The sequence below is a fragment of the Paenibacillus sp. Y5S-9 genome (assembly GCF_036894235.1).
Classification (GTDB): domain Bacteria; phylum Bacillota; class Bacilli; order Paenibacillales; family Paenibacillaceae; genus Paenibacillus.
The window spans coordinates 5,817,235-5,841,574 of sequence record NZ_CP145887.1 but is presented as its reverse complement, the minus strand read 5'-3'; the positions used below and the strand labels follow the sequence as shown (position 1 = coordinate 5,841,574).

The following is a 24,340-nucleotide window of genomic DNA, read 5'->3' as shown; positions in this document are numbered from 1 at the left end:
AACTTTCACAAGTGACTCAGCGTCATCATGTGAATTACTAGAGGGTGTTTTATTTTATTTCAGCTGCACCTTAGGGAAGATCAATATCCGGCAACCTCCGGATTCACTTCAATAGCTCTTACAATTAGGCGATGTGTTGGATTGACGAGTGGATCACAGGTAATTAAGGTAAGGACCTGGCCAAGTCCGGGGTCTTCCAGCACAGACAAGTCATTTGGCTCCACAACGGATATCTGATCTACCTTGTACTGGATAATCGTTCGATCTGCCAAGGTGACTTGCATCGAATCACCAATCTGGAGTTCTCCCAGACGATTGAACAGCCGTCCTTTTTTGTGGGCGCGATGAGCGGCTATGGCGGCATTACCCTTGTTACCGATCCTAGTGGTTTCGACAAGATGGGTTGCAGCTACCTTCATGTTAGCTTCCGTTGAACCCTCCAGAATCGGTAAGCGGACATCAATCTTGTCAATCGATAGTATCCCCAACGTATCCGAAGAGGCGTCTTGCACTGTATCTGTACTATCCGTAGTCGGCTCGGCAGAAGCTGCATCTTGTATGCCCTGTTCGAAGGAGTGATTAAGCTTAGACAAGCCGTTTTGCAATTGCTCCAGATCGTCCATGACACGGGTTTGCTTCCAGTCATAATACGTTTCCCGCAGGAAAGGAAAGCTGATGATCAGGATGCCCAATAGAACGAGCAGAATAGAGAATTTTTTCATTATGCATCAACTCCCGTTGTCCAAGAAAAATAGTATACCTTTCTCTATTTTACTTACCGACCTATACAAAATATGGACAGGGACAAAAGGACGTACAGAAATGTTCGAAGGGGGAAGCCGACATAAAACAAAACCTCCCCGTTTCGCCACAGTAGGAAAACTGCAACGCCACGGGGAGGTTTTTTAAATATGAAGTTAAATCGTATCAGCTGTATAAGTTGATAACAGCGATCGGAAGGTTATTCTGTCATCGAAGTGGCGAGTGTAAATATTGCTTCGTTAGTGCTTGTCACTTGGTGAATCGGTAGGTGTGAAATCACATTCCTGCAGCGGCACCACTTTGGTCTTTTTGATCCATTTGTAACCGAGCCACAACACCAGGAACAGGGGTACGCTCAAGTAGGCAACGATGGCTCCACTCCAGTCGATCTGATCACCCGTGAATGCCTGGTAGTTCTGTCCGATGATTACGATGATACACAGGACAAACGCAAAGATCGGCCCAAACGGGAACCAACGTGCACGGTAAGGCAGATCGCTTAGGTCCCTGCCTTGTGCAACGTATGCACGGCGGAAGCGATAATGACTGATAGCGATACCCAGCCAAGTGATAAATCCGCACATACCGGATGCATTCAGTAACCAGGTGTACACAATGCCATCGCCGAACAGGGAGGCAAGGAATGCCAACATACCAACCGCTGTCGTGAGCAACAGGGCATTCATTGGAATACCTTTTTTGTTCAACTTACCGAGGAAACGAGGGGCTTTACCGTCACGGGCAAGGGCATAGAGAACCCGACTTGAAGCATACATGCCTGAGTTACCGGCAGAGAGTACAGAAGTCAGAATAACGGCATTCATGACGGATGCCGCAATAGCAAGTCCTGCTTTCTCAAACACCAGTGTGAACGGGCTGACACCGATATTCTCCAGGTCACCTTTGAGCAGGTTCGGATGCGTATACGGGATGATCAGACTGATCACGGTAATCGCCAAAATGTAAAAAATCAGAATGCGCCAAAATACCTGACGAATTGCACGAGGTACATTTTCGCGCGGGTTTTCACTTTCACCAGCGGCTACCCCGATAAGCTCGGTACCTTGGAATGAGAATCCCGCAGCCATGAACACACCAAGCACAGCGAAGAATCCGCCATGGATGGGCGCATCACCGATGGTGAAGTTGCTGAAACCAACCGCTTCTCCGCCCATAATACCAAAGATCATGAGCACACCAACGGCCAGGAAGATGATAACGGTAGCGACTTTAATAATAGCGAACCAGTACTCGGACTCTCCATAACCTTTAACGGACAACACGTTCAAGGCAAAGATCAGCACGAGGAACAATAAGCTCCATAACATGGACGAACTGTCGGGGAACCAGTATTTAATGAGTACTGTAGCGGCAGCAAGCTCTGCTGCAATGGTTACCGCCCAGTTGTACCAGAAGTTCCAGCCCATGGCGAATCCGAGAGCAGGATCGACAAAACGTGCGGCATACGTATTAAATGAACCGGAGTCCGGCATAAAGGTCGCAAGCTCTCCAAGGCTGGTCATTAGGAAATAAACCATGATGCCAACGGCCGCATAGGCAATTAATGCTCCACCAGGGCCTGCGGTTGAGATGGCGGTACCACTTGCGAGAAACAGCCCGGTACCAATCGAGCCACCGAGGGCGATCATCGTCATATGGCGTGCGCGTAATCCTTTTTTCAGGGAAGGTCCAGTTGTTGTTGGGTTACTGCGGTCTTGCATGGAAACACTCCTTCATTCGATATACTGATGTTTGCGATACTTGAATTCATAAACAAAAAGACCACAGGCATCAGCCTGCGGTCTTTAATATTTCAATGTCCGCACCATGTCCCAGATGATTAAGATAGCTCAACACAGAAGAATTCATACCTTTATATAAAGGAAATGTACTTCCGTGACAGTTCTGCGCCTTTCGACAGCAGCCCCAGCTCACCGGACCGTATAAGGAACGTCCAACGAGCTTCGGCGGGTACACCTTTCGGCTGATCTCATAAGCGGCTCCTTAGCGCCTCCATCAGCGTACTGATCGCACCCGCGACCTCTACCTCACCATCAATGGATGAGGTGTATCTATTGTCTATGAAATTATGAACAACACAACTTAACACCGTGTGTCCTGTTTAGTAAACAGACAATCAGTATAACGCGCATGGTTTTCCAGTGCAATAACAATTGTTGGATGTGAGGTCTGAGAGATGACTATTCCTTTTTGTTACGCCCAGCCATCTGCTGCCATACCGTTCCAGCAGCTTGTTCGCCGGATTCGATTCGCTCCAGAGCCATCTTGGCCTGTAGGCTGACTTCAAATTCAGGATCATCGGCTGCAACTCGCAAGGCTTGCTCTGCTTCTTCAGTTCCGACCTCATAGAGAAAACGTGCTGCACGCCAGCGTACAAGTTTACTTTTATCGGATAACGTGGCTGTCATAGCTGGGGTTCCGGCAGGGTCACCGATATCCGACAAGGTATCCCCGGCAGTCCGTCGTACCGCAGGAGAACTGTCCTGAAGGGCTTCATACAGCAATTCCATCGCTTCCGGTGTACGAATGTCACCCAGGTATACCACGGCTAAGCGGCGAATCTGCATTTTGTTGTCATGCAAGGCATGGGCTACGAGAGGCAGTCTTTCTGCCGTAGGCTCCATGCCGTCAAATGCCGCATAGCGAACATTCCAGTCCTCGTTTCGCAGAGCCTCTTCCAGTTCGGCTCCATCCAGTTCACGGCGGCGCTCGACGAACTCTTCGGATTTGGTGCCATGTTCAATGGCCTGTTTGATGACTTGCTCCAGCCGTTCCGGGGGGTAAGCGGCTTCCAATTCCTGCTCGACTTCACGTGCAATATCAGGCAATTCACCATATCGAACACCGTAATCACTCAATTTTCGTTCTTTGATCATCGTTGCACTGGCGACTTCTGTCACGGCTTTGACAAAACGATCTGACAACGAGATTCGTTCTTCCTTGACCCCGGCTTTGACCCTAATCTGCATCGGTACGCCACGGAAGAATTGTACAAATACCTGTGCTTCTCCGAAGTGCTCGCCTGAACCATCTTCGGATTCAATCCAGTCCAGATCAATGCCTTGCTGTCCAAGGCGATTTTGGACTTCGCCCAAGATAACGGACCAGTCGGCATTCCCTTTTCGATCAAGTGCGACAAAGTCTGTTGTGTGGAACACACTCTTTACACCGGGAATATGAAGCATCTGGCGAATGAACGCCGGAGCAGATCGTTCGTTGTCCAGTGTATATGTTTTGCGAATTCCGTCCTCCAGACGTTCATCGAGATGTAACATCATCGTATTTGGGCTCGGTGTTGGTTCAATGGAAACAATATTCATCAATGTAACCTCCTATAGTACCAGATTCATCTTTCACTTCCCGTAAATTAAATCACACGGGTATTTCTCTATTTTACATCAATGTGTGGAATCTGCGAAATCATCCAGAAGCGAAGTGGACGTGTCTAACACTTAATGTGAAGAAGTACGAAATTTGTTAACACTTCTTTCATGTTCACGCACAAACATTTTTAAACGAAAATTGGCACAATAAAGATAAGAATCAACTGGAGGTTATACCTATGGAACCCATTACCGTGCTCTCGGATGGAAAACGTCGTATTGCATATGAGATTATTATTCAATTGTTCAGGAACTGGATTGAGGACTCAACATCTGGTTCTGCCATAGAAACACATCGGGGAAGTTGGGAAAATGCCCGTTATTGTATTGTTGATTATCAGGTTGCCGAAGAAGCGGTGTCAGCAGCAAATGCCATTCGGGCTTTTATGCCACAACTTCCGTTACTGGTCATTACGGATTTCAAATCCCTTATTCGGAAGCGTCACCTGCAACAGATTACAGGTACAGGTGAGATGAAGATGATTCTCTGGAACGAGCATGACCCTGATCAACTCATCAAGGATATGGAAAGCTGGTTGCATTCGTCGTCTATCCATAAATCAGAAATAGCCATACCGCCCATCTTATCCATGAGATAAAAGAGAGATATGGCCAAAAGTGTTTAACTTCAATCGTTACGATCGTATTAGATCACATATTTATAGCCTGTTCCCCAAACCGTCTTAATATAACGTGGGTTTTTGGGGTCAGGCTCAATTTTTTTTCGCAGACTTGAGATATGAACATCAATGGTACGATCCAGATAGGCGCGTTCGGAGCCTTTGATCCGATCCATCAGTTCATTGCGGGTGAACACTTTACCCGGATTTCGGTACAATTCCTTCATAATCTCAAACTCAATATGAGTGACCTCGATTTCAACGCCATCCACAAACAGAGTTCTTCTGTATTCATTCACATTCACATGTCCCGTAACCTCTGCCTGCTTGTCTTCTTTTACCGGTTTATCCTTATAGGAAATGATGGATCTTCGCAGCAGTGCTTTAATCCGGGCATCCAACTCTTTCAAACTAAACGGTTTGCACAGAAAGTCATCCGCACCATTATGCAATGCGCGAAGTCGATCGTTCAGCATGGTACTTGCCGAGATCATCAGAATGGGCACAGTGGAGTGCTGGCGAAAGGCTTCTACGAGATCATTTCCATCCATTTCAGGAAGCATGAGATCCGTTACAACAATATCCGGCTGGAATTGTGGAAACAGTTGAAGTGCCTCGCGGGCATGATGAACCCGTTCAGTGATATATCCTTCCTCCTCAAGAAAGAAAGCAATCATGTCGGCCAGATTTTTCTCATCTTCTATAAGAAGTACTTTGATAGTCATAGGGTCACACTCCTGGTGAAAATAATATGTTAAGAAAATGCTAAAAAAACAAGGTGAATTGCGAATAAATGCTGCAAAATTTTTAATGTTTCTATCCCAAAATATAGGATGTATATGTAGAGAAAGAATAAGCTTTTTTGATGAACTTCAATATTCTAGCATGAATGTAGTTTGGTTGCCGATCAATCAGAATTTCCCAAAGCTACACCAAGTACTAATTACAGTATAATGGATCAGAACGAGTTAAGGGGAAAAAAGTAAGATTGTATCCGCTTAAGTTTATAGGGGGAACCAACGTTGTTGTTGAAAACAGAAGAAACAATGATCCATGAGGGCAATTGCTTATGGATCGTATAAAGGCAAGACAAATGCTGGATTGGGTCGTGTTGAAGCTGAGAATACCCTGGATTGGGACCAGTCTTCTAATCATTCTGGGCTCACTAAGTACTATTTTTCCGTTTACTTTATTCTATGGTGTACAGTTTATGATTGGTAGCGCGGCAGCACTCGTTGCTCTTCGTTTGCATGGGGCCATCTATGGATTTGTCACCCTTACAGTCATCCATCTGCTAAATACCGTCTTTGTCGGCTTTGTGCCGCACAATTTAACTGTCATGCTTGCCCACTTCTTGGAATTAATCTGGATGCTCGTTTGGCAGATCCGTTGGAAGAATGGCAGCCTAATCAAGGCTAATGCAGTCTTTTGGGTAGTCATGTTACTTCCAGTTATCTATGCCGGGCATTTTATGTTGGGTTTAAATATAGACGATTTGAAGTATGAGTATATGTATATTGCTGTCATTGGTATGGTGAATGCGCTGATCGCGGGAATTGTAGTCGATTTCTGGATCACCACGGGTGAACACAAATCAAAGCGGACGGGAACCATCCCACTCACAAGAATTGCGTTTAAATACGTAGTCGCCTTTGTGGTATTTGTTTCTCTCGTACTGTTATCCGCAGATAGCCGTAGACAATTGGGTCAAATGAATGATGCCATATTACGTGATATGAAATATGCAGCGACTGCGGTTGTTCAGGATATTGATGAAGAGTATGTTACCTCCGAGAACATGGATCAGAATATGGCGCGTTATCATCATCTACTGGGTGTGAATGTGATTCTGCTGAATCGGGATGATACAGTCGTTGCTTCTGGATTGAACACACTTCAGGCCGGCGATTACCTGGACATGGACAGATTCCGTCTTCTGAAATCAAGGGATAACCTTTTTCTGTTAAGTTCCGCAAATATCCATTACAGCGATGTATTGAATCACTGGAAACAAGCCTCTTTTATCTATGAAGCAGAAATGACAAATATAACACCTTATCGGGTATTCATTGTGACCGACTCGTCCAATTATTACCCCCGAATCGAATCCATTTATCTGACCACGCTGCAATCCCTGTTCATCATCATCGTGGCTTCCATGATCGTAGCGGCTCCCCTCAGCAGTAAAGTTGTTAGCCCATTGTTAAGACTGACCAGGATGACAGGCTCTCTTCCGAGACTGCTGTTTCGAAATGGGAAGATGGAGTGGCCAACTAGCCATGTAACCGAAGTACAGATTCTGATTGGTAATTTGCGCAAAATGGCCGATGTGCTGCTGGAACAATTTGAACAGATTCGTCACGACAAGTTAACGCTGGAGGACAGGGTAATTGAGCGTACCAAGGAACTCAAGAACAGTGAAGAGGTCAAACGTGCCATTATTGAATCCTCTATTGATGCGATTATCGCTGTGGACTCCAGTGGGCTGATCGTTGAGTTTAATCCGGAGGCTGAAAGAATGTTTGGATTGCGTCGGGAAGAAGTGATTCTGCACAAGGAAGCGCCGACTCTTTTTCAAGGGGCCAGCTGCAAGGAGATCAAAAATTTGCTGGAGCGATTTGAATATGTTGAAGGTAAAAGATACACCATCGTTGAAGAAATTTCAGGTATCCGACGGGATGGTTCCGTATTTCCGATTGAGTACAAAATTGTTGAGATCCAGTTGGGCAAAAATGAGACATTATATAACCTGTTTATTAAGGATATTACGGAGCGGACCAGAGCAGAAGAAGATCGTGTACGTCATGCTCTTGCGCTGGAGAAGCTGAACTCGGAGTTGTTCAATGAGAAGATTGCCATTCAGGAACAGCGAGATATCAGTGAGCAATTTATTGAATCCGTAAGAGAAGGGCTCGTGATGTCTGATCGATCAGGGACCATAACCATCGTCAACCGAAGGATAGAAGAGATGTTTGGTTTGGGTGATTTTATGGGCAGATCCATTGAAGATTTGGCGCAGGCGATTGATACGATGGTATTAACGGACAACTTCAATCTGATGGAACAGACTAGAGCATTCCTGAATGGAGAAACGGCGTTTATCGAGACCGAATTTATATTTAATAATGTGGATAAAAGTGTGTTTTCCTTATACATGAAGCAGATGGATGTCCCGGGTAAAAACCATGGGTTTCTGCTGGTGTTCCGTGACCGGACAGGAGAAGAACGGCTGGATCGGATGAAAAATGAGCTGATCAGTGTGGTATCTCATGAGCTTCGAACGCCTGTAGCCACCATTATGGGATATGTGGAATTAATGATGATGTATGATCTTCCAGCAGCTCAGCAGCGGGAATTCATGCAGACCATCTCTTCGGAGGGCAAGCGGCTGAGCAGTTTGCTCGATGATGTACTCGATATTCAGCGCCTCGACAACGAAGGTATGACTTACCACATGACGTATGTGCCGCTGATTGAGTTGGTAGAAGGGGTTGCGGAACAGTGGAATATGAAGTCTGCCCAACGTATCTACGTGCATACGTTTAATGGAGACTTTTTTGCTTATGCTGACCAGAACAGGATGGTTCAGGTTCTGCATAATCTGGTGGGCAATGCAGTCAAGTATTCGCCGGGAGCCGATCGTATCGATGTTACGTTATGGGAAGAAGAGGAATGGTTATGTCTTGATGTGCGTGACTACGGAATAGGTATTGCGGAGCAAGAGAAGGACATGCTGTTCAACAAATTCTATCGAGTCGATAATTCGGATCATCGGCAGATTGGTGGAACAGGAATCGGGTTGTACATTTCCCGTAAAATTGTAGAGGATCACAAGGGTACGTTGACCTTTATATCTGCACCGGGCAAAGGAAGTACGTTCAAGGTTCGACTGCCCAAGCAGGACGTATTGGTGTAGATTTAAGGATGGATGAAGAAATGTGTTTCACTTTTTTATGAATAATAATTATGTATGAGACCTACGGATAGAGCCTTTGCCCTTCAGCGTGTGAGCGTGATAAGGGGAAAGGCTTTTTTTGTTTTTCAATTTCCCCGGATAAAAAAACAACTTCTTTTGCAAACTGTCTATAGAGCCATAATTTGCATCCCATGCAAAAGGAGGACGGCAGGTATATGTTCCGTAAACAAGAGAAAACACTCATCATCGTCTGTCTGGTTGCAGCTGTGGTTGTGCTGTATGCCGTTGTGAAGAGCATCATCCGAATCATGAGTTATTGAGATACACGTTCAAGCAGAGTAACTGCTGTGGTACATAACGATTATGTGAAAGAGGAGTGTAACCATGTCATCCCTGGACCCTGTTTTGCTCAGCCGGATACTAACCGGCCTTACCTTGTTTGTGCACATTATTTTTGCCTCTATTGGTGTAGGTGTTCCACTTATGATTGCCTTGGCCGAGTGGCGAGGACTCCGAACCAATGATATGCATTACACCTTGCTGGCACGCCGGTGGGCGCGAGGTTTTGTCATCACCGTTGCGGTTGGCGTCGTTACAGGCACCTCGATCGGATTACAGCTCAGTCTGCTGTGGCCGATGTTTATGCGGGTAGCGGGCCAGGCAATCGCCCTGCCGCTGTTCATGGAGACGTTTGCCTTTTTTATAGAGGCGATCTTTCTTGGGATTTACCTCTATACGTGGGATCGTTTCAAAAAGAAATATACGCATATGCTGCTGTTGATTCCGGTAGCTCTCGGCTCATCTGCATCTGCGATTTTCATTACGACGGTCAACTCCTTCATGAACCAGCCTCAGGGATTCACCCTGATTAATGGCATCATGAAGGACATTCATCCGATTGCTGCCATGTTGAATCCGGCAACGCCAACCAAAGTGTCCCATGTACTCGCCTCATCCTACACCTTGAGTGCAGGTATTCTGGCAGGGATTGCAGCATTCAGTTTGCTTCGGGGACGGGATCATGTGTATTACAAAAAAGCACTGAAACTCACGACGGTATCTGCGCTTGTATTTGCCATCAGTACCGTCATGATCGGCGATTCCTCTGGTAAATTCCTGGCGAAATATCAGCCAGAGAAGCTGGCTGCCGCAGAATGGCATTTCAAGACGATGAAAGAGGCACCGCTTGTTTATGGCGGCATTCTGGATGAGAACAATGAAGTGAAATATGCGATTGAGATTCCTTATGCACTTAGCATTCTGGCGGGGAATCGTCCCGATACCGAAGTGAAAGGTCTCGAAGAATTTCCGGCGGATTTAAGACCACCGCTGTCCATTCATTATATGTTCGACCTGAAGGTCACAACGGGAGTAATCATCCTGATGATTCCTGTGTTATATGTTCTGCGGCGCTGGTTGCCCGGGCGCAAACCATATCCCAAATGGCTGTTGCTCGGCATTGTTTTGCTGGGGCCTCTGGCCATGATTGCGATCGAGCTGGGGTGGATGTTCGCTGAAGTTGGCAGGCAGCCTTGGATCTTACGCGGATATATGAAGGTGGCGGAAGCAGCCACGACGTCAACTTCGGTAGGATGGATGTTAGTGTTGTTCATCTTGCTGTATCTGATCCTGTGTTTCTCGTGCATTCGGGTACTCAGCAAGCTGTTCCGTAACAAGGAAGCAGAGAAGGAACTGGAAACGCTGGGGCTTGAAGGAGGGATCGTGCATTGAGTTTCGAAATTGCAGGCATCGCAATATTGTGGACGTTTTTGTTCGGTTACCTGATCGTTGCTTCGATTGATTTTGGCGCCGGGTTCTTCAGCTTTTACAGCATCTTGACCGGGCACGAGAACAAAATTCATAACATCATTCAGCGCTACCTGTCTCCCGTGTGGGAAGTGACGAATGTGTTTTTGATCTTTTTTGTGGTTGGACTGGTCGGATTTTATCCGGACAGCGCCTTTTATTACGGGACAGCCTTGCTGGTACCGGGTTCCCTGGCCATTGTACTGCTTGCGATCCGGGGCGTATATTACGCCTACAATACCTATGGCAACCATGGGCAGAACAGCCGGATCTACATGGCATTGTACGGAGCGACGGGGTTGCTGATTCCGGCCGTATTTTCAACCATTTTGGCGATATCCGAAGGTGGGATTATTGAGCAGGTGGGCGATCAGGTATTTTTTCGCTGGCGTGAATTTTTGACGAATCCCTATACCTGGTCGGTTGTTTTGCTTGCACTGGTTAGTGTGCTCTACATCTCGGCGATGTTTCTATCCTATTATGCAAAACGGGCAGGGGATGAGCCGGCATATGAGGTGCTTCGAGAGTACGCGCTGCTCTGGAGTTTACCTACCATTTTTGCGAGCTTTCTGGCTTTTCTGCAGATTAACAAACAGAATCCCGAACACTTTGAGCAGATGGTGAATATTTCGTGGATGTTCATCGCTTCGTTTATTTGTTTTGTCATTGCCGTGTCGCTGGTGTGGAAAAGTAAATATCTAGGTTGGTGTTTTGTCGCTGTCATGCTTCAGTTTGCCTTTGCCTGGTATGGTTACGGGCGATCCCACCTTCCGTACATTCTGTATCCTTACATTAATATTTACGACAGCTTTACGAATCGGACGATGGGGATTGCGCTCATTACAGCGTTTAGTCTGGGGCTACTTGTGCTCATTCCTTCGCTTGTGCTGATTATGAAGCTGTTCCTGTTTGATGCCAATTATGTGCGCGGTAATTCTGGTAAAAAGAAAGGATGAGTCTGTTCATGCACCCAAACATGTCCTTACTCATGACTCCCTTGCTGGATCCACTATCTACTGAGGGAGTCACGGGGATACCCGGTATAACCGGATTGAGCTTTTTTGAGACATTCACCATTATGTACGCCCCTCCACTGATCATTGCGGTTGCTATTGTCTTTCTGTTTGTATATCTGGCGGTATGTAAGAACCCAAAGGATTGATTGGTTGGTACGTCCATTCCCATTTGGGGTAATCTGTTGTTAAGAAATGAGGAAGGGAGGAGGGCCCTTTCATGCCGAAAATCCGTTATAACAATATCGATAATGTAAGTACGGACAAAACGCTGAAGGAATTCAAGCAATGGAGGGAGCAGCGGCGCAATAAAGTGAAGGACTACTCCTACACCGTGCCCAAACACCCGCCTGAACTGGATTATCTGCATGCCAACCGGGATGACACAAGTATTACCTGGATTGGTCACTCCACGTTTTTCATTCAATATTATGGATTGAACATCGTGACTGACCCGGTGTGGGCCGAAAAAATGGGATTTCAACGAAGGCTCGGTGCCCCCGGCATTCCGATTCAGGACATTCCACCGTTGGATGTCATTCTGATATCCCATTCCCACTATGATCATCTGCATCTGGCTTCCTTGCGCAAGCTGATTACAGCCAAGACGTTGCTGATCGTACCCGATGGTCTGAAGCGCAAGATGATTCGCAAAGGGTTCCATCGATGCCAGGAGATGAAATGGTGGGATCATATGACACTTGGCGGAGTCAAAATAACTTTTGTCCCTGCACAGCACTGGACGCGCCGAACGTTGTTTGATACCAACACGTCCCATTGGGGCGGTTATGTATTGGAATCAATCCATCCTGCAACGACTTCAGCAGCGGAGAGTGCTGCAACAACGAGCAATCAGGATGAGTCATCCACGGAATCAGGGAAGAACGAAACATCCAAAACATCAGGCGGTCCGCCTGTGTTGTATTTTGTGGGTGATACAGGTTACTTCCAGGGATTCAAAACGATTGGAGAACGCTTTGACATTGGTGTTACCCTGATGCCTATCGGTGCCTACGATCCGGAGTGGTTCATGACTTCTCAGCATGTGACACCTGAAGAAGCGCTGCAGGGGTTCGTTGAATCTGGTTCACAGCTCATGGTGCCAATGCATTACGGCACATTCAAGCTGGCGGATGATACGCCCAAGGAAGCACTGGATCGGCTGGAAGTTGAACGTGAACGACTAGGCATTGGTAAAGAGCGGATTAGGGTGCTTGGTCATGGCGAGACGCTCCGCATTCACCACGAGAAAAGCAAACAGGACTAACAAAAGCGAGCCAAATATGTTAATGTAGGGATATGCCTGCATGAACAGTACATTTACCAAATCTTTAATAAGTAAAAAGCGGCCAATTTTCGAATTTGCCGCTTTTTTGTGTTATAATATGGTGCCAGAATAGGCATCGGGATATTGAATCCATGATTTACGCAACTTGCTATTCATGCAGTATGCAGATTAACCAATAAAGGATGGTATGCTTAATGATCAGTACAAGCGGCATCACGCTCCGCTACGGAAAACGTGCACTTTTTGAAGATGTAAATATCAAATTCACACCAGGAAACTGTTACGGCCTCATCGGCGCCAATGGAGCCGGTAAATCAACATTCTTGAAAATTTTGTCCGGTGAAATTGAATCAAACTCGGGAGAGGTGCACATCACCCCGGGCGAACGTATGGCCGTTTTGAAGCAAAACCACTTTGAATATGATGAGTATCCGGTTCTCGAAACGGTAATTATGGGTCATAGTCGTCTCTATGCCATTATGAAAGAAAAAGATACGCTGTATGCCAAAGCGGACTTCACTGAAGAAGACGGCCTGCGTGCAGGTGAGCTTGAAGGTGAATTTGCCGAGTTGAATGGCTGGGATGCTGAGCCGGATGCAGCGGCACTCCTGATCGGTCTGGGTATCGACCGTGACATGCACGATAAGAAAATGAATGAACTAAGTGGTAACGAAAAAGTTCGTGTCCTGCTTGCACAAGCATTGTTTGGTCGTCCAAACAACCTGTTGCTCGATGAGCCTACCAACCACTTGGATCTCGAATCCATTCAATGGCTTGAGAACTTCTTGATGGACTATGAAGGTACTGTTATTGTGGTATCCCATGACCGTCACTTCCTGAACAAAGTATGTACGCACATTGCGGATATCGACTTTGGTAAAATCCAGTTGTACGTAGGTAACTATGACTTCTGGTACGAGTCCAGCCAATTGGCACTTGCGTTACAACGTGATGCCAACAAGAAAAAAGAAGAGAAGATTAAAGAGCTTCAAGCCTTTATTCAACGTTTCTCGGCGAATGCCTCGAAATCGAAACAGGCGACTTCCCGGAAGAAACAACTCGACAAAATCACGCTGGATGACCTTCGTCCATCGAACCGTAAATATCCGTTTATCAACTTCAAACCTGAGCGTGAAGCCGGTAAACAATTGTTGACCGTAGATCGCATCAGCAAATCCATTGATGGTGTGAAAATGCTGAATGATATCAGCTTTGTCGTGAACAAAGGGGATAAAATTGCATTTGTTGGCCCGAACGGGAATGCCAAGTCACTGTTGTTTGATATTCTTATGGGTGAAACGGAATTGGATAGCGGCGAATACACTTGGGGTGTAACTACAACTCAAGCTTATTTCCCGAAAGACAACTCCAAATATTTTGACGGTGTAGACATGACTCTTGTGGATTGGCTCCGTCAATATTCCAAAGATCAGGATGAAACGTATCTGCGTGGATTCTTGGGACGTATGTTGTTCTCAGGCGAGGAATCCTTGAAAAAGGCAAGTGTACTCTCCGGGGGCGAAAAAGTTCGCTGTATGCTGGCGAAAATGATGCAGACTGGTGCTAACGCATTGATTCTGGATGAGCCTACGAACCACTTGGATCTCGAATCCATTACAGCGCTGAACAATGGTATGATTGATTTTGACGGCACCATGCTGTTCACATCCCATGACCATCAGTTCATTCAAACCATTGCTAACCGGATTATCGAAATTACGCCGAATGGCATCATTGATCGCCAAATGAGCTATGACGAATATCTGGAAAGTGATGAAATCAAAGAACTGCGCAATAAAATGTATCCGGTAGAAGCTTAAACCAAGCATCATCTACTGCACATTATTATAGGAACACCAAAGAACCGCAAGCCTCTGTGAAGAGGGCTTGCGGTTCTTTTTGTAATTCAATTGGTTTCTCTGCGGCTTTAAGACCTAAGATCCACCAGTACGGCGACGTTGGTTGTTAGGCTTCTTGTTGTTTTGACTCTTCATCGCTTTAGGTCCGCCTTCAAAGTAGGCGCTGGATTGGTTACCGGAATTTGCTTGTTCTTTCTTTTGCGCCAGCTTTTGGCGTATAGCATCCTGCAAACTGACCTTTTTCGGTTCGTTATTTTCGCTCATCGTTATTTCCCTCCCGGTCTTACAGTGAGCCGTCCAGATTGGACGGGATGTACCTATTTTATACGTTTTATAAAAGCCCCACAAGGGCAACCTGATAAAATGCTCAAAACCTTTGGTTTTACCCAGGCCAACATTTTTTCTCATTAACTACAGCCCTGCCGTCTGGCAACTTTGTTTCGGCTTGCCTACAGCAATGCAGCCTGGCAACACTGTTTCTGTAGACCCACACGCTCCGCATTTGGTAACATGGAAAAACCGTAATACGAAACGTTAAAGGGGTGTCGCCCGGTTTGAACGCTTATGAAGAAATTCGAAAAGGGGAGCGAGGGGCTTGGGTTAGTATCGTAGCTTATCTCGTCTTATCCGCCTTTAAGCTGATCTGTGGATATTTATTTGCTTCCAGCGCCTTGCTGGCTGATGGTTTCAATAACCTTACGGATATTGTGGCATCCGTTGCTGTATTGATTGGGCTTCGAATCTCCCAGAAACCACCTGATTCGGATCATGCCTATGGTCATTTTAGAGCGGAGACGGTTGCTGCCTTAGTGGCTTCATTTATTATGGCTATGGTTGGGCTGCAAGTATTGGTTGAAGCCGTTCGCTCCTGGTATGAAGGAGCCTTTGTGGCTCCCAACCTGTGGGCGGCAGCGGTGGCTGTAGTCTGTGCTGTGGTGATGTTAGGCGTATATCGTTACAATCACCGTCTGGCTAAACAAATTAATAGTCAGGCTCTGATGGCAGCGGCGAAAGATAACCGTTCGGATGCCTGGGTCAGCATAGGCGCTGCAGTTGGAATTATAGGTGCGCAGTTTGGACTTCCATGGTTGGATAAAGTAGCTGCCATTGCTGTAGGTCTGTTGATCTGCAAGACGGCTTGGGAGATTTTTCGGGATTCTACACATCGTCTTACCGATGGATTTGACCAGAAGGAACTGACGGATCTCAGATCCTCAGTAGCACGTGTTCCCGGTGTCGAGATGATCAAGGATGTGAAGGCACGTGTGCATGGCAGTCATGTACTTGTGGATGTGGTCATTGAAGTGGATGGAAGTTTAAGCTTGATTGAAGGCCATCAGATCTGTGACCGAGTGGAAGAGCGTTTGAAGCGATCGCATAATATCATGCATGTACATGTACATGTGGAACCGAAGACAGAAGAAGTCATAGGGAACACTTGAACAGGGCGTGAACATCTTGGAAAATCAAAAGAGGACAGCCGCGATTGTGCGTGCTGTCCTCTTTACTTATCGTTAGAACGATTATACGATGTTACTGAATGGCAACGTGGATCCACGCTTTGCCTTTCCAAGTGTACACTTGCACCCACTCGCCACCGTCGAATCCGTCAACCACTTCACCTGTTGTATCGATGACTTGGGAGCCTAGTGCACCGATTGGTTTACCGTTAGGTGCATCATAGAACCAAGTGCGCTCCAGAAGGTTCAGCAACATTGTAGGTGCCAGTACTTCATCACCTGGTTTTACAAGGGGTTCTTCAAACATTTTGTCATCTGTAGTCGTAGCTGGCGTTTCAGTTGTTGTTGAAGTACCTTCTGTGCCTGTAGTGTCTGTTGTTGTACCGGTTACTGTCTCAGCAGTACCTTCTACTGTGTCTACAGCAGGTTTGTTCACTTCAACAGCCGGAGTTGTTGTTGTCGTTGTCGTCGTAGCTTCTGTTCCTTTTTCCGGAGTCACCGTTCCGGTAACCGCTTCCTCAGCACCTGCAGCAGCAGCCATCGAACCCATCAACGTTAAAGCAGCGGCGAAACTTACGATTTTTTTCATTTTTTTTCCTCCTCGGTTTGTTATGTAATTTGTTGTCCTGTGTTAAAAGTAACCAAGCAAGCTACCTTATGAATCACAAATTATAACAATATTTTCTTGCATTCTCCAGTGTCAACTGGATCATATGTGGGTATATAGCAAGCCTGTAAATATCATACTTCGGTGGGATAAAACCGGGTTGGCTATCTCAAAAAGGTCCTGTTTTTTGAAATTCATGGGAGAGCAGCTTGGAATAAAGCAGGAAGGAGTGCAATACATAATATAGAAAAGTTGACCTATGCCTAAACACACAAAAGCCAATCGGCTGGGTAGCACGATCGGCTTTTGTATGTATTCGTTAATATTGCTCTGTCATATCAGAGCTGAGGTTATCGCATTCGGCTGCGTCCCGTAATCAGGGAGATTACGAACAGTACAACAAAGATGAAGAAGAGTACTTTCGCGATTGAAGCAGCTGCTTCAACAATACCGAAGAATCCAAAAATACCTGCTACCAGTGCAATAATTAGAAATAATACAGACCATTTCAACATAAGTATTCATCCTTTCGTTTTCTTAATGTGGAGTGAGTTGTGTTCACCTCACCGCCTTGTGTAGTCTAACTTTAACCGGGGGCTATCCTGTTGAAACATTGGTTTTTTTTCCAAGCGAAGGCATATATGAAGGGATATATAATTTTGTTTCGTCCGGGAAATCGCCGGGTAACTATAGCAATAACAAACTGATGCACATATGGAAAGTGAGGTTCTTCTATGATCTATCAAATTAGCGTGGCCCTGATTGCAGTGGCATTTGCAGTACTGGTTTTCTTTTTAATTCGTACCTTGAAATCCGCTCAGGGTTCTTTGGACAATGTCTCACAGACATTGCAGGAGGTACAGAAAACCATTGATGAACTTAGTTATGAAGTGAAGCAGACGGTAAGGCATGCCAATGATATTACGGTGGATGTACAGCACAAAATGAAAAAAATTGATCCTGTTATGGAATCTGTTGAGAATCTGGGAGAAGTGTTGAATGAAGTGACGGCAGCAGCCAAACAAGTCTCCACAACGCTGATGGCGAAATTTCAGACCAAACGTAACAACGCTGAACAGACGAAGCATGCTGAAGCGGTTCATGTAACTGCACCGCCTGCTACATCAACGGATCGTACCCTACAATCCTATGAAGCTACATATAATGGTGAAGCTAAGGGCGGGAAAAACTGGATGAAGTATGTTGATGTTGCAGCGAATGTATGGCAACGGATGCGCAAGTAACATGACCGCTTTGTAACCCATGAAGAAGCCTTCAGAGCGGTGATGAACCTGATGAAAGGGTGAGAATCATGATGAAACTACTGCTTGTGATGTTTAGCGTAATTTCTCCCTTTTCCGTTCAACCGGCAGCGGTACCCGCTGCTCACGATATGCAATGGACGGCAATGGAAGAGAAGGCGTCAGAGGTAACTCTGGCTGTTGATCGATCCGAGACTTTCCAGCATTTTCGGACTCTGAATGGCATTTCTCTGGATGACACCATGGATAATATGTTGGCCAAGAAGGGCCAGCCGGGGCATAAACAGGAAGATCCTTATCTGGGGTGTCCTGAATATCACTTTCATGATGTGAAGGTTGGATTGTGTGAAGATACGGATGTCATTCAATATGTGCATATCGATGCATCTGAGAATCACATCATGTTAAACGGAAAGAAGATTGAGATGAATATTGAAGCGATCCATCATGCTCTAGGGAAACCGTATTATGTGGCAGAGGACGGAGAAGTGTTTCTCCGTGGAGACCAGGCTCTAAAGGTATATATGAAGTCAGGTTCTCATCAGATTGAAGGTATTGATCTTTTTGATGACACAGTTTCCTAGGATTGGTTATTACCGAATCGTTTCAACCCCATATAGTATGGTTATATATTAAGTAGCTCGATACAGAAGATTAAATCAGAGGAGAGTGGAAACGATGAATTCAACCAATGAGCAAGCTTATGCAAAAGTGGTAGAAAACGGAGTCCAGGCGGTAGAAGCGGTGAAAGAATTGCAGATTACCGGATACCTTGCTGATCAAATCTTTGTTCTCGCCCATGAGAAGGATCGTACAGATCGCATTGCTGATACAGCAGATGCCAAAGAAATTGGCATAAAGGAAGAAGGCGTATTTGATTCCTTGGCGAATTTGTTCCGCTCACGTGGTGATGAGCTCCGGGCCAAAATTGTTTCGATGGGCTTTACCGAAGCCGAAGCTGACTTCTACGAGAGTGAGTTAGACAAAGGTAAAGTACTCGTAATTGCCAAAAAGAAAGATTGATCCATATAACAGTGCAAATGGAAGTTTGCTGAACAAGACAAGCTTCTGTATCACTTAAGTAAAATGCTTAATCAAAAACATAGATAAGGAATGGGGCTTTCCCCATTCCTTATCTATGTTTTTGCAAGTTTGGAAGCGGGATCAGAACGCTGCAAAAACAGGGTAACAAGCGGGCTATTTCCCCTGCGATGGTGCCATTTACTGATAGAGTTTTTTTGTTTTTACGATTATAGTTATACTAGGAATTATTATGTCTACTGCCGTTTTGTATGCAAAATTTGTATAATCAACGTTCGTTTTACCTTAATAAGAATCGACAAACCCGGACGCCACAGATAAGGAGATATCAATGAGAATACTTATTGTTGACGACAATCCGACGAATGTCATTATCATTCGAGAAATTCTGAAAAAAGAGAACTATCGTGACATTGTAACGGCGAGTTCCGCCATGGAAATGTTTGAAGTGTTGGGAATTGGGGAGGAAAGCAACGAACTTCGTCCAAAACCGTCGGATATTGACCTGATTTTGCTAGATATGATGATGCCCGAGATGGACGGTATCGAAGCCTGCAGTATTGTGCAGAAATTTGAGAACCTGAAGGATATACCGATTATTATGGTGACTGCCATCGGAGATTCCAAGAAACTTGCCGAAGCATTGGATGCTGGTGCATCTGACTATGTGACCAAACCGATTAATAAAGTCGAACTGATGGCCAGAATTCGACTCGCACTTCGTTTGAAACAGGAGAAGGATTGGCATAAAGAGCGTGATCAACGTATTCAGGATGAGCTCAAGTTGGCAGCAATGGTCCAAAATGCTGTTTTAAGTCCGGCAATTAGGGACCCATTGTTCCAAGTGCATGCCATCTATAAACCATCCTTTGAGCTTGCGGGTGATCTGTATTCTTGGTACCCCCTTGGGGAAGGCCGTTACGGAGTACTGCTGCTCGACATGATGGGACATGGGATATCTTCATCCCTGTTTACGATGTTTATCGCTTCCGTGTTGAAAGATACGGTGACCACTTATGTGGATCCAGAGAAGGTCATTCAGGAGTTGAACCGTCGTTTTAACCAGCTCCATCTGGAGAAACAATTGGTGCAGTATTATTTCACGGCAATTTATCTGGTCGTTGATACACGGATGAAGCGCATTGATTATGTTAACGCAGGGCATCCACCTGCTTTATTTTTCCGAAACGACGGCAGTGTGACCACATTTGACAGCGTCTGCTGTCCTGTCGGTTTATTTGACAAGATGGATATTGAACCACAAACGATCCATTATGAGGGTGACGGGCATATTGCACTCTATACGGATGGATTATTGGAAGCTGTTCAGGGCGGGCAGGAGGAACAACATGAATTCCTGATTGAAAAACTGACCGGCTCACATCAGTGGAATGAAGCTGCCATGCAGGCCATGTTTTTTGACGACGAAATTCCTCAGGAGCGGGATGATGATAAATGTCTGGTCTGGATTACTCTGGATAAAGGGGCGGGGGATGAATGAAGATCAGGAATAAATTGCTGATTGGTTTTACCGCTCTGATGGCTATTCTGATCGTGCTCACATTTGTGAGTTATGAACGGCTAAACAGCAGTAATCAACAGATTGATCAGATGTATCAGGAACGTTATCTCAAAGTAAGGTTCACTTCTGCTGCGCGCGGAGAAGTTAACGATATTGCCAAAGTGCTGGCTAACTTGTTATTAAATCCGAATAATTCGATCAGTGCTGCTGAAGGTGACTTGAAGGAGATGAAGGATCGGGGGGACGGTTACCTCGCAGAAGTAAGAAACCGAGCAGACAGTGCACCTGAACATCAACTGGTGGATCGTGTGAATACGGCGTGGACCGCTTATACTTCTTATGCAACGAGACAGATCAACCTGATGTCCCAAAGCAGGGTAGAAGATGCGAATAACTACCGCAATTCAACAGGACTCGCGGTGCAAAAAGAAGCTGTGGATAGTTTGAATGCTCTCTCCCGTTATCAGGACCAAGAGATTGATGCTGAGATCAAGAACGCTAACGCAGCGTATACGAGAGCTGTACAGATCACGATAAGTATCATGATTGCGGGGTTGTTGCTTGCATTGGGTGTCATTATGTGGGTGCTGCCGAGTATTACACGGGGTCTGAACACTGTATCTATGATGATTACCAGCTTTGGTAAAGGGCGTTACCGAACCATTCGGCGCATACAGGTCAAATCAACGGATGAGATTGGTCAGATTGCCAGTGTGTTCCAAGATGTATCCAGTGATCTGGAAGAAAAACTGGAGATCGAGAGGGCTTATGTACAGGCTCAGCAGGATCAAAACTGGATGAGTTCGAATATTGCAAGAGTCCCGGAGCTGCTTCGGGGGATTGGCTCCATTCGCCAAATATCACAGATGTTTATCAGTGAATTCACACCTGTGCTTGGCGCTCAGTTGGGTGTCGTCTATCTGATCGATGAGGAGAAACATCCCGACGAACTGAGACGCTACGGTGCATACGCATTTGAAGAGAACGAAGATGTTGGTAAAGAAATGTATCGCATCGGTGAAGGCCTGATTGGTCAAGCCGCGCTGGATATGACACCGATTATTCTGGAAAATACGCCTGAAGATTACGTGCATATTGGTTCAGCTTCAGGCTCAACACGTGCTGCAGGTATCATGATCTATCCTGTCGTGTTTGAAGATGAACTGATTGGTGTAGTTGAAGTGGCTTCCTTTGAAGGGTTCAACGAACTTCACAAGCAGTTGTTCACACAACTGATTATGAACCTGGGCGTAATTTTGAACAACGTTCGACGTCGTCTGCGTGTGGAGGAGCTGCTGCGTGAATCCCAGGCATTAACTGAGGAACTGCAGGTTCAATCAGAAGAATTGCAGACACAGCAAGAAGAACTCCGTCGTTCCAATGAGAATCTGGAGGAGCAGACAGAGGCGCTTAAACGTTCCGAGGAATTGCTGCAGCGTCAGCAGGAAGAACTGGAGCATTTCAATACGGAGCTCATTGCCAAGACGCGTGCGCTTGAAGAGCAAGTGCGTGAAGTCGAAGAGAAGAATGACGAGATTGAGAAAACAAAGACACAGTTGGAACAGCAAGCTACACAGCTGTCGATGACAAGCAAGTACAAGTCCGAATTTTTAGCGAATATGTCACATGAACTCCGTACACCATTGAACAGTCTGCTCATTTTGTCCCAGTTATTGTCGGAGAACAAAGGTGGAAATCTGACTGACAAACAGCAGGAATATGCGCAAACCATCTACATGTCGGGCGCGGATCTGCTGAAGATGATTGATGAGATTCTGGATCTGTCCAAGGTGGACGCAGGTAAGATGGATATCAATTATGAGACAGTTCGAATGGAAGAGCTGACCAGCTTTGTTCAGCAGAACTTTGGACCGATGGCGAATAAAAAGGAACTTAGCTTGAATATCGATTTCGACAGCAATCTGCCGGAATGGGTATACACCGACAGTCATCGCGTCAAACAGATTTTACGGAATTTGTTGTCGAACGCCTTTAAGTTTACCAATCGGGGTTCGGTTAGTCTGATTGGACGACGGATGAGCCCGGAAGAACTGCCGGGTTATATGAACACCAATCAGGAATATCTCGGGTTTAGTGTAAAAGACACCGGCATTGGTATTCCATCGGATAAGACGGATCTGATCTTTGAAGCGTTCCAGCAAGTAGACGGGACTACAAGCCGGAAATACGGTGGAACTGGCCTGGGATTGTCCATTAGCAGGGAGCTGGCACGTTTGCTTGGTGGCGCAATACAGGTGGAATCATCCGAAGGGGAAGGTAGCTGCTTTACCTTGTACCTGCCGGATAATCATGAAGAGGAAGCGCTGGCGGAGGAAGGTGCTTCAAGAGAAGCGGCTGTATCCTCAGAGGATCTTTATGAACAGTCCATCGAAACACGGACCATGCTTTCAAGTCATCAGTCCATTCTCTCTCCTGATCCGGAGCGTACCGTGGGTAAAGATCTGTCTCCTTCCCATACTCCAGATGTCACGCAGATCGAAGATGATCGGGAGAATATCATGGAAGGCGACAAAATTCTCCTCATCATTGAGGATGATGTGAACTTTGCACATATTTTGATGGATATGGCGAGGGGAAGAGGATTCAAAGCACTTGTTGCTCTTCAAGGTGATAAAGGACTTGAAATGGCACGTCAATATCTGCCGGATGCCGTTATCCTGGATATTCAACTGCCGGTGATGGATGGTTGGACCATTCTGGGCGAGCTGAAGAGCAGTTCGGCAACACGTCACATTCCGGTACATGTGATTTCAGTCATTGATGATATGAAGCAAGGGCTGATGATGGGTGCCATTGCATATCTGAAAAAACCTTCGAGCAAGGATTCGCTGGATAAAGCATTCTCGCATATCAAATCATATACCGAGAATCAATTGAAACGACTGTTGATCGTCGAAGATGATGAGATTCAGCGTAAAGCCATTATTGAATTGATTGGTCATGATGATGTTGCAATCACCGCTGTATCGACAGGTAGTGAGGCTTTGAATGAATTACACAGCCAGCGTTATGACTGTATGGTACTGGATCTGATGTTAACGGATATGACCGGGTTTGAGTTGCTCGACCAGATTCGCGATGATGAATATCTGAACGATCTGCCGATTATAATTTATACAGGCAAAGAACTGGATTCCAAAGAAGAAATGAAGCTGCGCAAATATGCGGAATCCATCATTATCAAGGATGTGAAGTCACCGGAACGTCTGCTGGATGAGACCACTTTGTTCCTGCATCGGGTAGAAGCCAATTTGCCGGAAGACAAGCGTCGAATCTTACAGAAACTACACAACAAAGAAACGTTGTTTGAAGGCAAGAAAATATTGCTTGTAGATGACGATATTCGTAACGTATTTGCCCTTTCAAGTGTCCTTGAAGGCTATCGGATGGATGTGACGTTTGCGGAGAACGGCCGAGAGGCTTTGGAAATTTTGGACAAAAATCCTGAATTTGATCTGGTACTGATGGATATGATGATGCCAGAAATGGACGGTTATGAAGCAATGACACGAATCAGACAGATCCCGCAGTTTGAAAAGTTGCCGATTATTGCGCTCACGGCCAAAGCGATGAAAGAGGATCGCGGTAAATGTATTGAGGCCGGAGCATCTGATTATGTGAAAAAACCGATCCAGACCGATCAATTGTTATCCTTAATGCGCGTATGGCTGTATTCGTAAGTTCATTATTCGTATGGTCATTGTTTGGGTAATGAAAGACAATACGACGAATACGCAAGTAACAAATGAAGAAGTGGAG

At 45.7% G+C, this 24,340-nt stretch carries 20 protein-coding genes and 1 riboswitch; of the genes, 13 read left to right on the top strand and 7 right to left on the bottom strand.

Annotation, left to right across the window (positions count from 1 at the left end; translation table 11 throughout):
- Window positions 1-80 precede the first annotated feature (80 nt).
- From V6669_RS25845 to V6669_RS25835, 3 genes are all read right to left on the bottom strand, one after another.
- Window positions 81-722, bottom strand: a complete 642-nt coding sequence (locus V6669_RS25845; RefSeq protein ID WP_338588556.1) for a class D sortase — start codon at window positions 720-722, stop codon at window positions 81-83.
- Window positions 723-1,001: 279 nt separating this feature from the next.
- Complete coding sequence (locus tag V6669_RS25840; protein WP_192135801.1) at window positions 1,002-2,483, bottom strand: amino acid permease; 1,482 nt, start codon at window positions 2,481-2,483, stop codon at window positions 1,002-1,004.
- A gap of 117 nt (window positions 2,484-2,600) precedes the next feature.
- A riboswitch (Lysine riboswitch) is annotated at window positions 2,601-2,816 on the bottom strand.
- Between the two features lie 147 nt (window positions 2,817-2,963).
- Window positions 2,964-4,103 (bottom strand): virulence factor, encoded by a 1,140-nt coding sequence (locus tag V6669_RS25835; protein WP_338588555.1) that lies wholly within the window; start codon window positions 4,101-4,103, stop codon window positions 2,964-2,966.
- Window positions 4,104-4,345: 242 nt separating this feature from the next.
- On the opposite strand from V6669_RS25835, the gene V6669_RS25830 reads away from it, so the two are divergent.
- Window positions 4,346-4,765 (top strand): hypothetical protein, encoded by a 420-nt coding sequence (locus V6669_RS25830; protein ID WP_338588554.1) that lies wholly within the window; start codon window positions 4,346-4,348, stop codon window positions 4,763-4,765.
- A 47-nt stretch (window positions 4,766-4,812) separates the two neighbouring features.
- On the opposite strand, the gene V6669_RS25825 is transcribed toward V6669_RS25830, so the two are convergent.
- Window positions 4,813-5,511, bottom strand: a complete 699-nt coding sequence (locus V6669_RS25825; RefSeq protein WP_036668013.1) for a response regulator transcription factor — start codon at window positions 5,509-5,511, stop codon at window positions 4,813-4,815.
- A 344-nt stretch (window positions 5,512-5,855) separates the two neighbouring features.
- Between V6669_RS25825 and V6669_RS25820 the strand changes: the two genes are divergently transcribed.
- The 6 genes from V6669_RS25820 to V6669_RS25795 all read left to right on the top strand — a co-directional run bounded on the left by V6669_RS25820 (window position 5,856) and on the right by V6669_RS25795 (window position 14,629).
- Window positions 5,856-8,702, top strand: coding sequence for an ATP-binding protein (locus V6669_RS25820; protein WP_338588553.1), 2,847 nt, complete (start codon window positions 5,856-5,858; stop codon window positions 8,700-8,702).
- A 384-nt stretch (window positions 8,703-9,086) separates the two neighbouring features.
- Window positions 9,087-10,433 carry a cytochrome ubiquinol oxidase subunit I gene (locus tag V6669_RS25815; RefSeq protein ID WP_338588552.1) on the top strand — a complete coding sequence of 449 codons (1,347 nt, stop codon included), beginning with the start codon at window positions 9,087-9,089 and terminating at the stop codon, window positions 10,431-10,433.
- A complete protein-coding gene (locus tag V6669_RS25810; protein ID WP_307416099.1) occupies window positions 10,430-11,464 on the top strand; it encodes a cytochrome d ubiquinol oxidase subunit II in 1,035 nt (344 codons plus the stop codon). The genes V6669_RS25815 and V6669_RS25810 overlap by 4 nt, the downstream gene beginning before the upstream one ends.
- 8 nt (window positions 11,465-11,472) lie before the next feature.
- Window positions 11,473-11,670, top strand: coding sequence for a hypothetical protein (locus V6669_RS25805; RefSeq protein ID WP_338588551.1), 198 nt, complete (start codon window positions 11,473-11,475; stop codon window positions 11,668-11,670).
- A 71-nt stretch (window positions 11,671-11,741) separates the two neighbouring features.
- Window positions 11,742-12,788: an MBL fold metallo-hydrolase gene (locus V6669_RS25800; protein ID WP_338588550.1), complete on the top strand. Its 1,047-nt coding sequence runs from the start codon at window positions 11,742-11,744 to the stop codon at window positions 12,786-12,788.
- Between the two features lie 215 nt (window positions 12,789-13,003).
- A complete protein-coding gene (locus V6669_RS25795; RefSeq protein ID WP_091038559.1) occupies window positions 13,004-14,629 on the top strand; it encodes an ATP-binding cassette domain-containing protein in 1,626 nt (541 codons plus the stop codon).
- A 114-nt stretch (window positions 14,630-14,743) separates the two neighbouring features.
- Here the strand turns inward: V6669_RS25795 and V6669_RS25790 are convergent, their stop codons facing one another.
- A complete protein-coding gene (locus V6669_RS25790; protein WP_017692261.1) occupies window positions 14,744-14,932 on the bottom strand; it encodes a hypothetical protein in 189 nt (62 codons plus the stop codon).
- A 290-nt stretch (window positions 14,933-15,222) separates the two neighbouring features.
- Here V6669_RS25790 and V6669_RS25785 point away from each other — a divergent pair, with 290 nt between their 5' ends.
- Window positions 15,223-16,110, top strand: a complete 888-nt coding sequence (locus tag V6669_RS25785) for a cation diffusion facilitator family transporter (protein ID WP_338588549.1) — start codon at window positions 15,223-15,225, stop codon at window positions 16,108-16,110.
- Window positions 16,111-16,201: 91 nt separating this feature from the next.
- Here the strand turns inward: V6669_RS25785 and V6669_RS25780 are convergent, their stop codons facing one another.
- Together V6669_RS25780 and V6669_RS25775 are read right to left on the bottom strand one after the other, a co-directional pair.
- Window positions 16,202-16,717, bottom strand: a complete 516-nt coding sequence (locus V6669_RS25780) for a hypothetical protein (protein ID WP_338588548.1) — start codon at window positions 16,715-16,717, stop codon at window positions 16,202-16,204.
- A 368-nt stretch (window positions 16,718-17,085) separates the two neighbouring features.
- Entirely contained in the window at window positions 17,086-17,250 is a 165-nt protein-coding gene (locus tag V6669_RS25775) for a DUF1328 domain-containing protein (RefSeq protein ID WP_017692264.1), read from the bottom strand.
- A 219-nt stretch (window positions 17,251-17,469) separates the two neighbouring features.
- On the opposite strand from V6669_RS25775, the gene V6669_RS25770 reads away from it, so the two are divergent.
- From V6669_RS25770 to V6669_RS25750, 5 genes are all read left to right on the top strand, one after another.
- Window positions 17,470-17,979 (top strand): DUF948 domain-containing protein, encoded by a 510-nt coding sequence (locus V6669_RS25770; RefSeq protein WP_036606976.1) that lies wholly within the window; start codon window positions 17,470-17,472, stop codon window positions 17,977-17,979.
- A gap of 68 nt (window positions 17,980-18,047) precedes the next feature.
- Window positions 18,048-18,581, top strand: a complete 534-nt coding sequence (locus tag V6669_RS25765) for a hypothetical protein (protein WP_338588547.1) — start codon at window positions 18,048-18,050, stop codon at window positions 18,579-18,581.
- Window positions 18,582-18,675: 94 nt separating this feature from the next.
- Window positions 18,676-19,020 (top strand): general stress protein, encoded by a 345-nt coding sequence (locus V6669_RS25760; RefSeq protein ID WP_017692267.1) that lies wholly within the window; start codon window positions 18,676-18,678, stop codon window positions 19,018-19,020.
- A gap of 349 nt (window positions 19,021-19,369) precedes the next feature.
- Entirely contained in the window at window positions 19,370-20,539 is a 1,170-nt protein-coding gene (locus tag V6669_RS25755) for a fused response regulator/phosphatase (RefSeq protein ID WP_338588546.1), read from the top strand.
- Window positions 20,536-24,261, top strand: coding sequence for a response regulator (locus V6669_RS25750; RefSeq protein WP_338588545.1), 3,726 nt, complete (start codon window positions 20,536-20,538; stop codon window positions 24,259-24,261). The genes V6669_RS25755 and V6669_RS25750 overlap by 4 nt, the downstream gene beginning before the upstream one ends.
- Window positions 24,262-24,340: the final 79 nt, after the last annotated feature.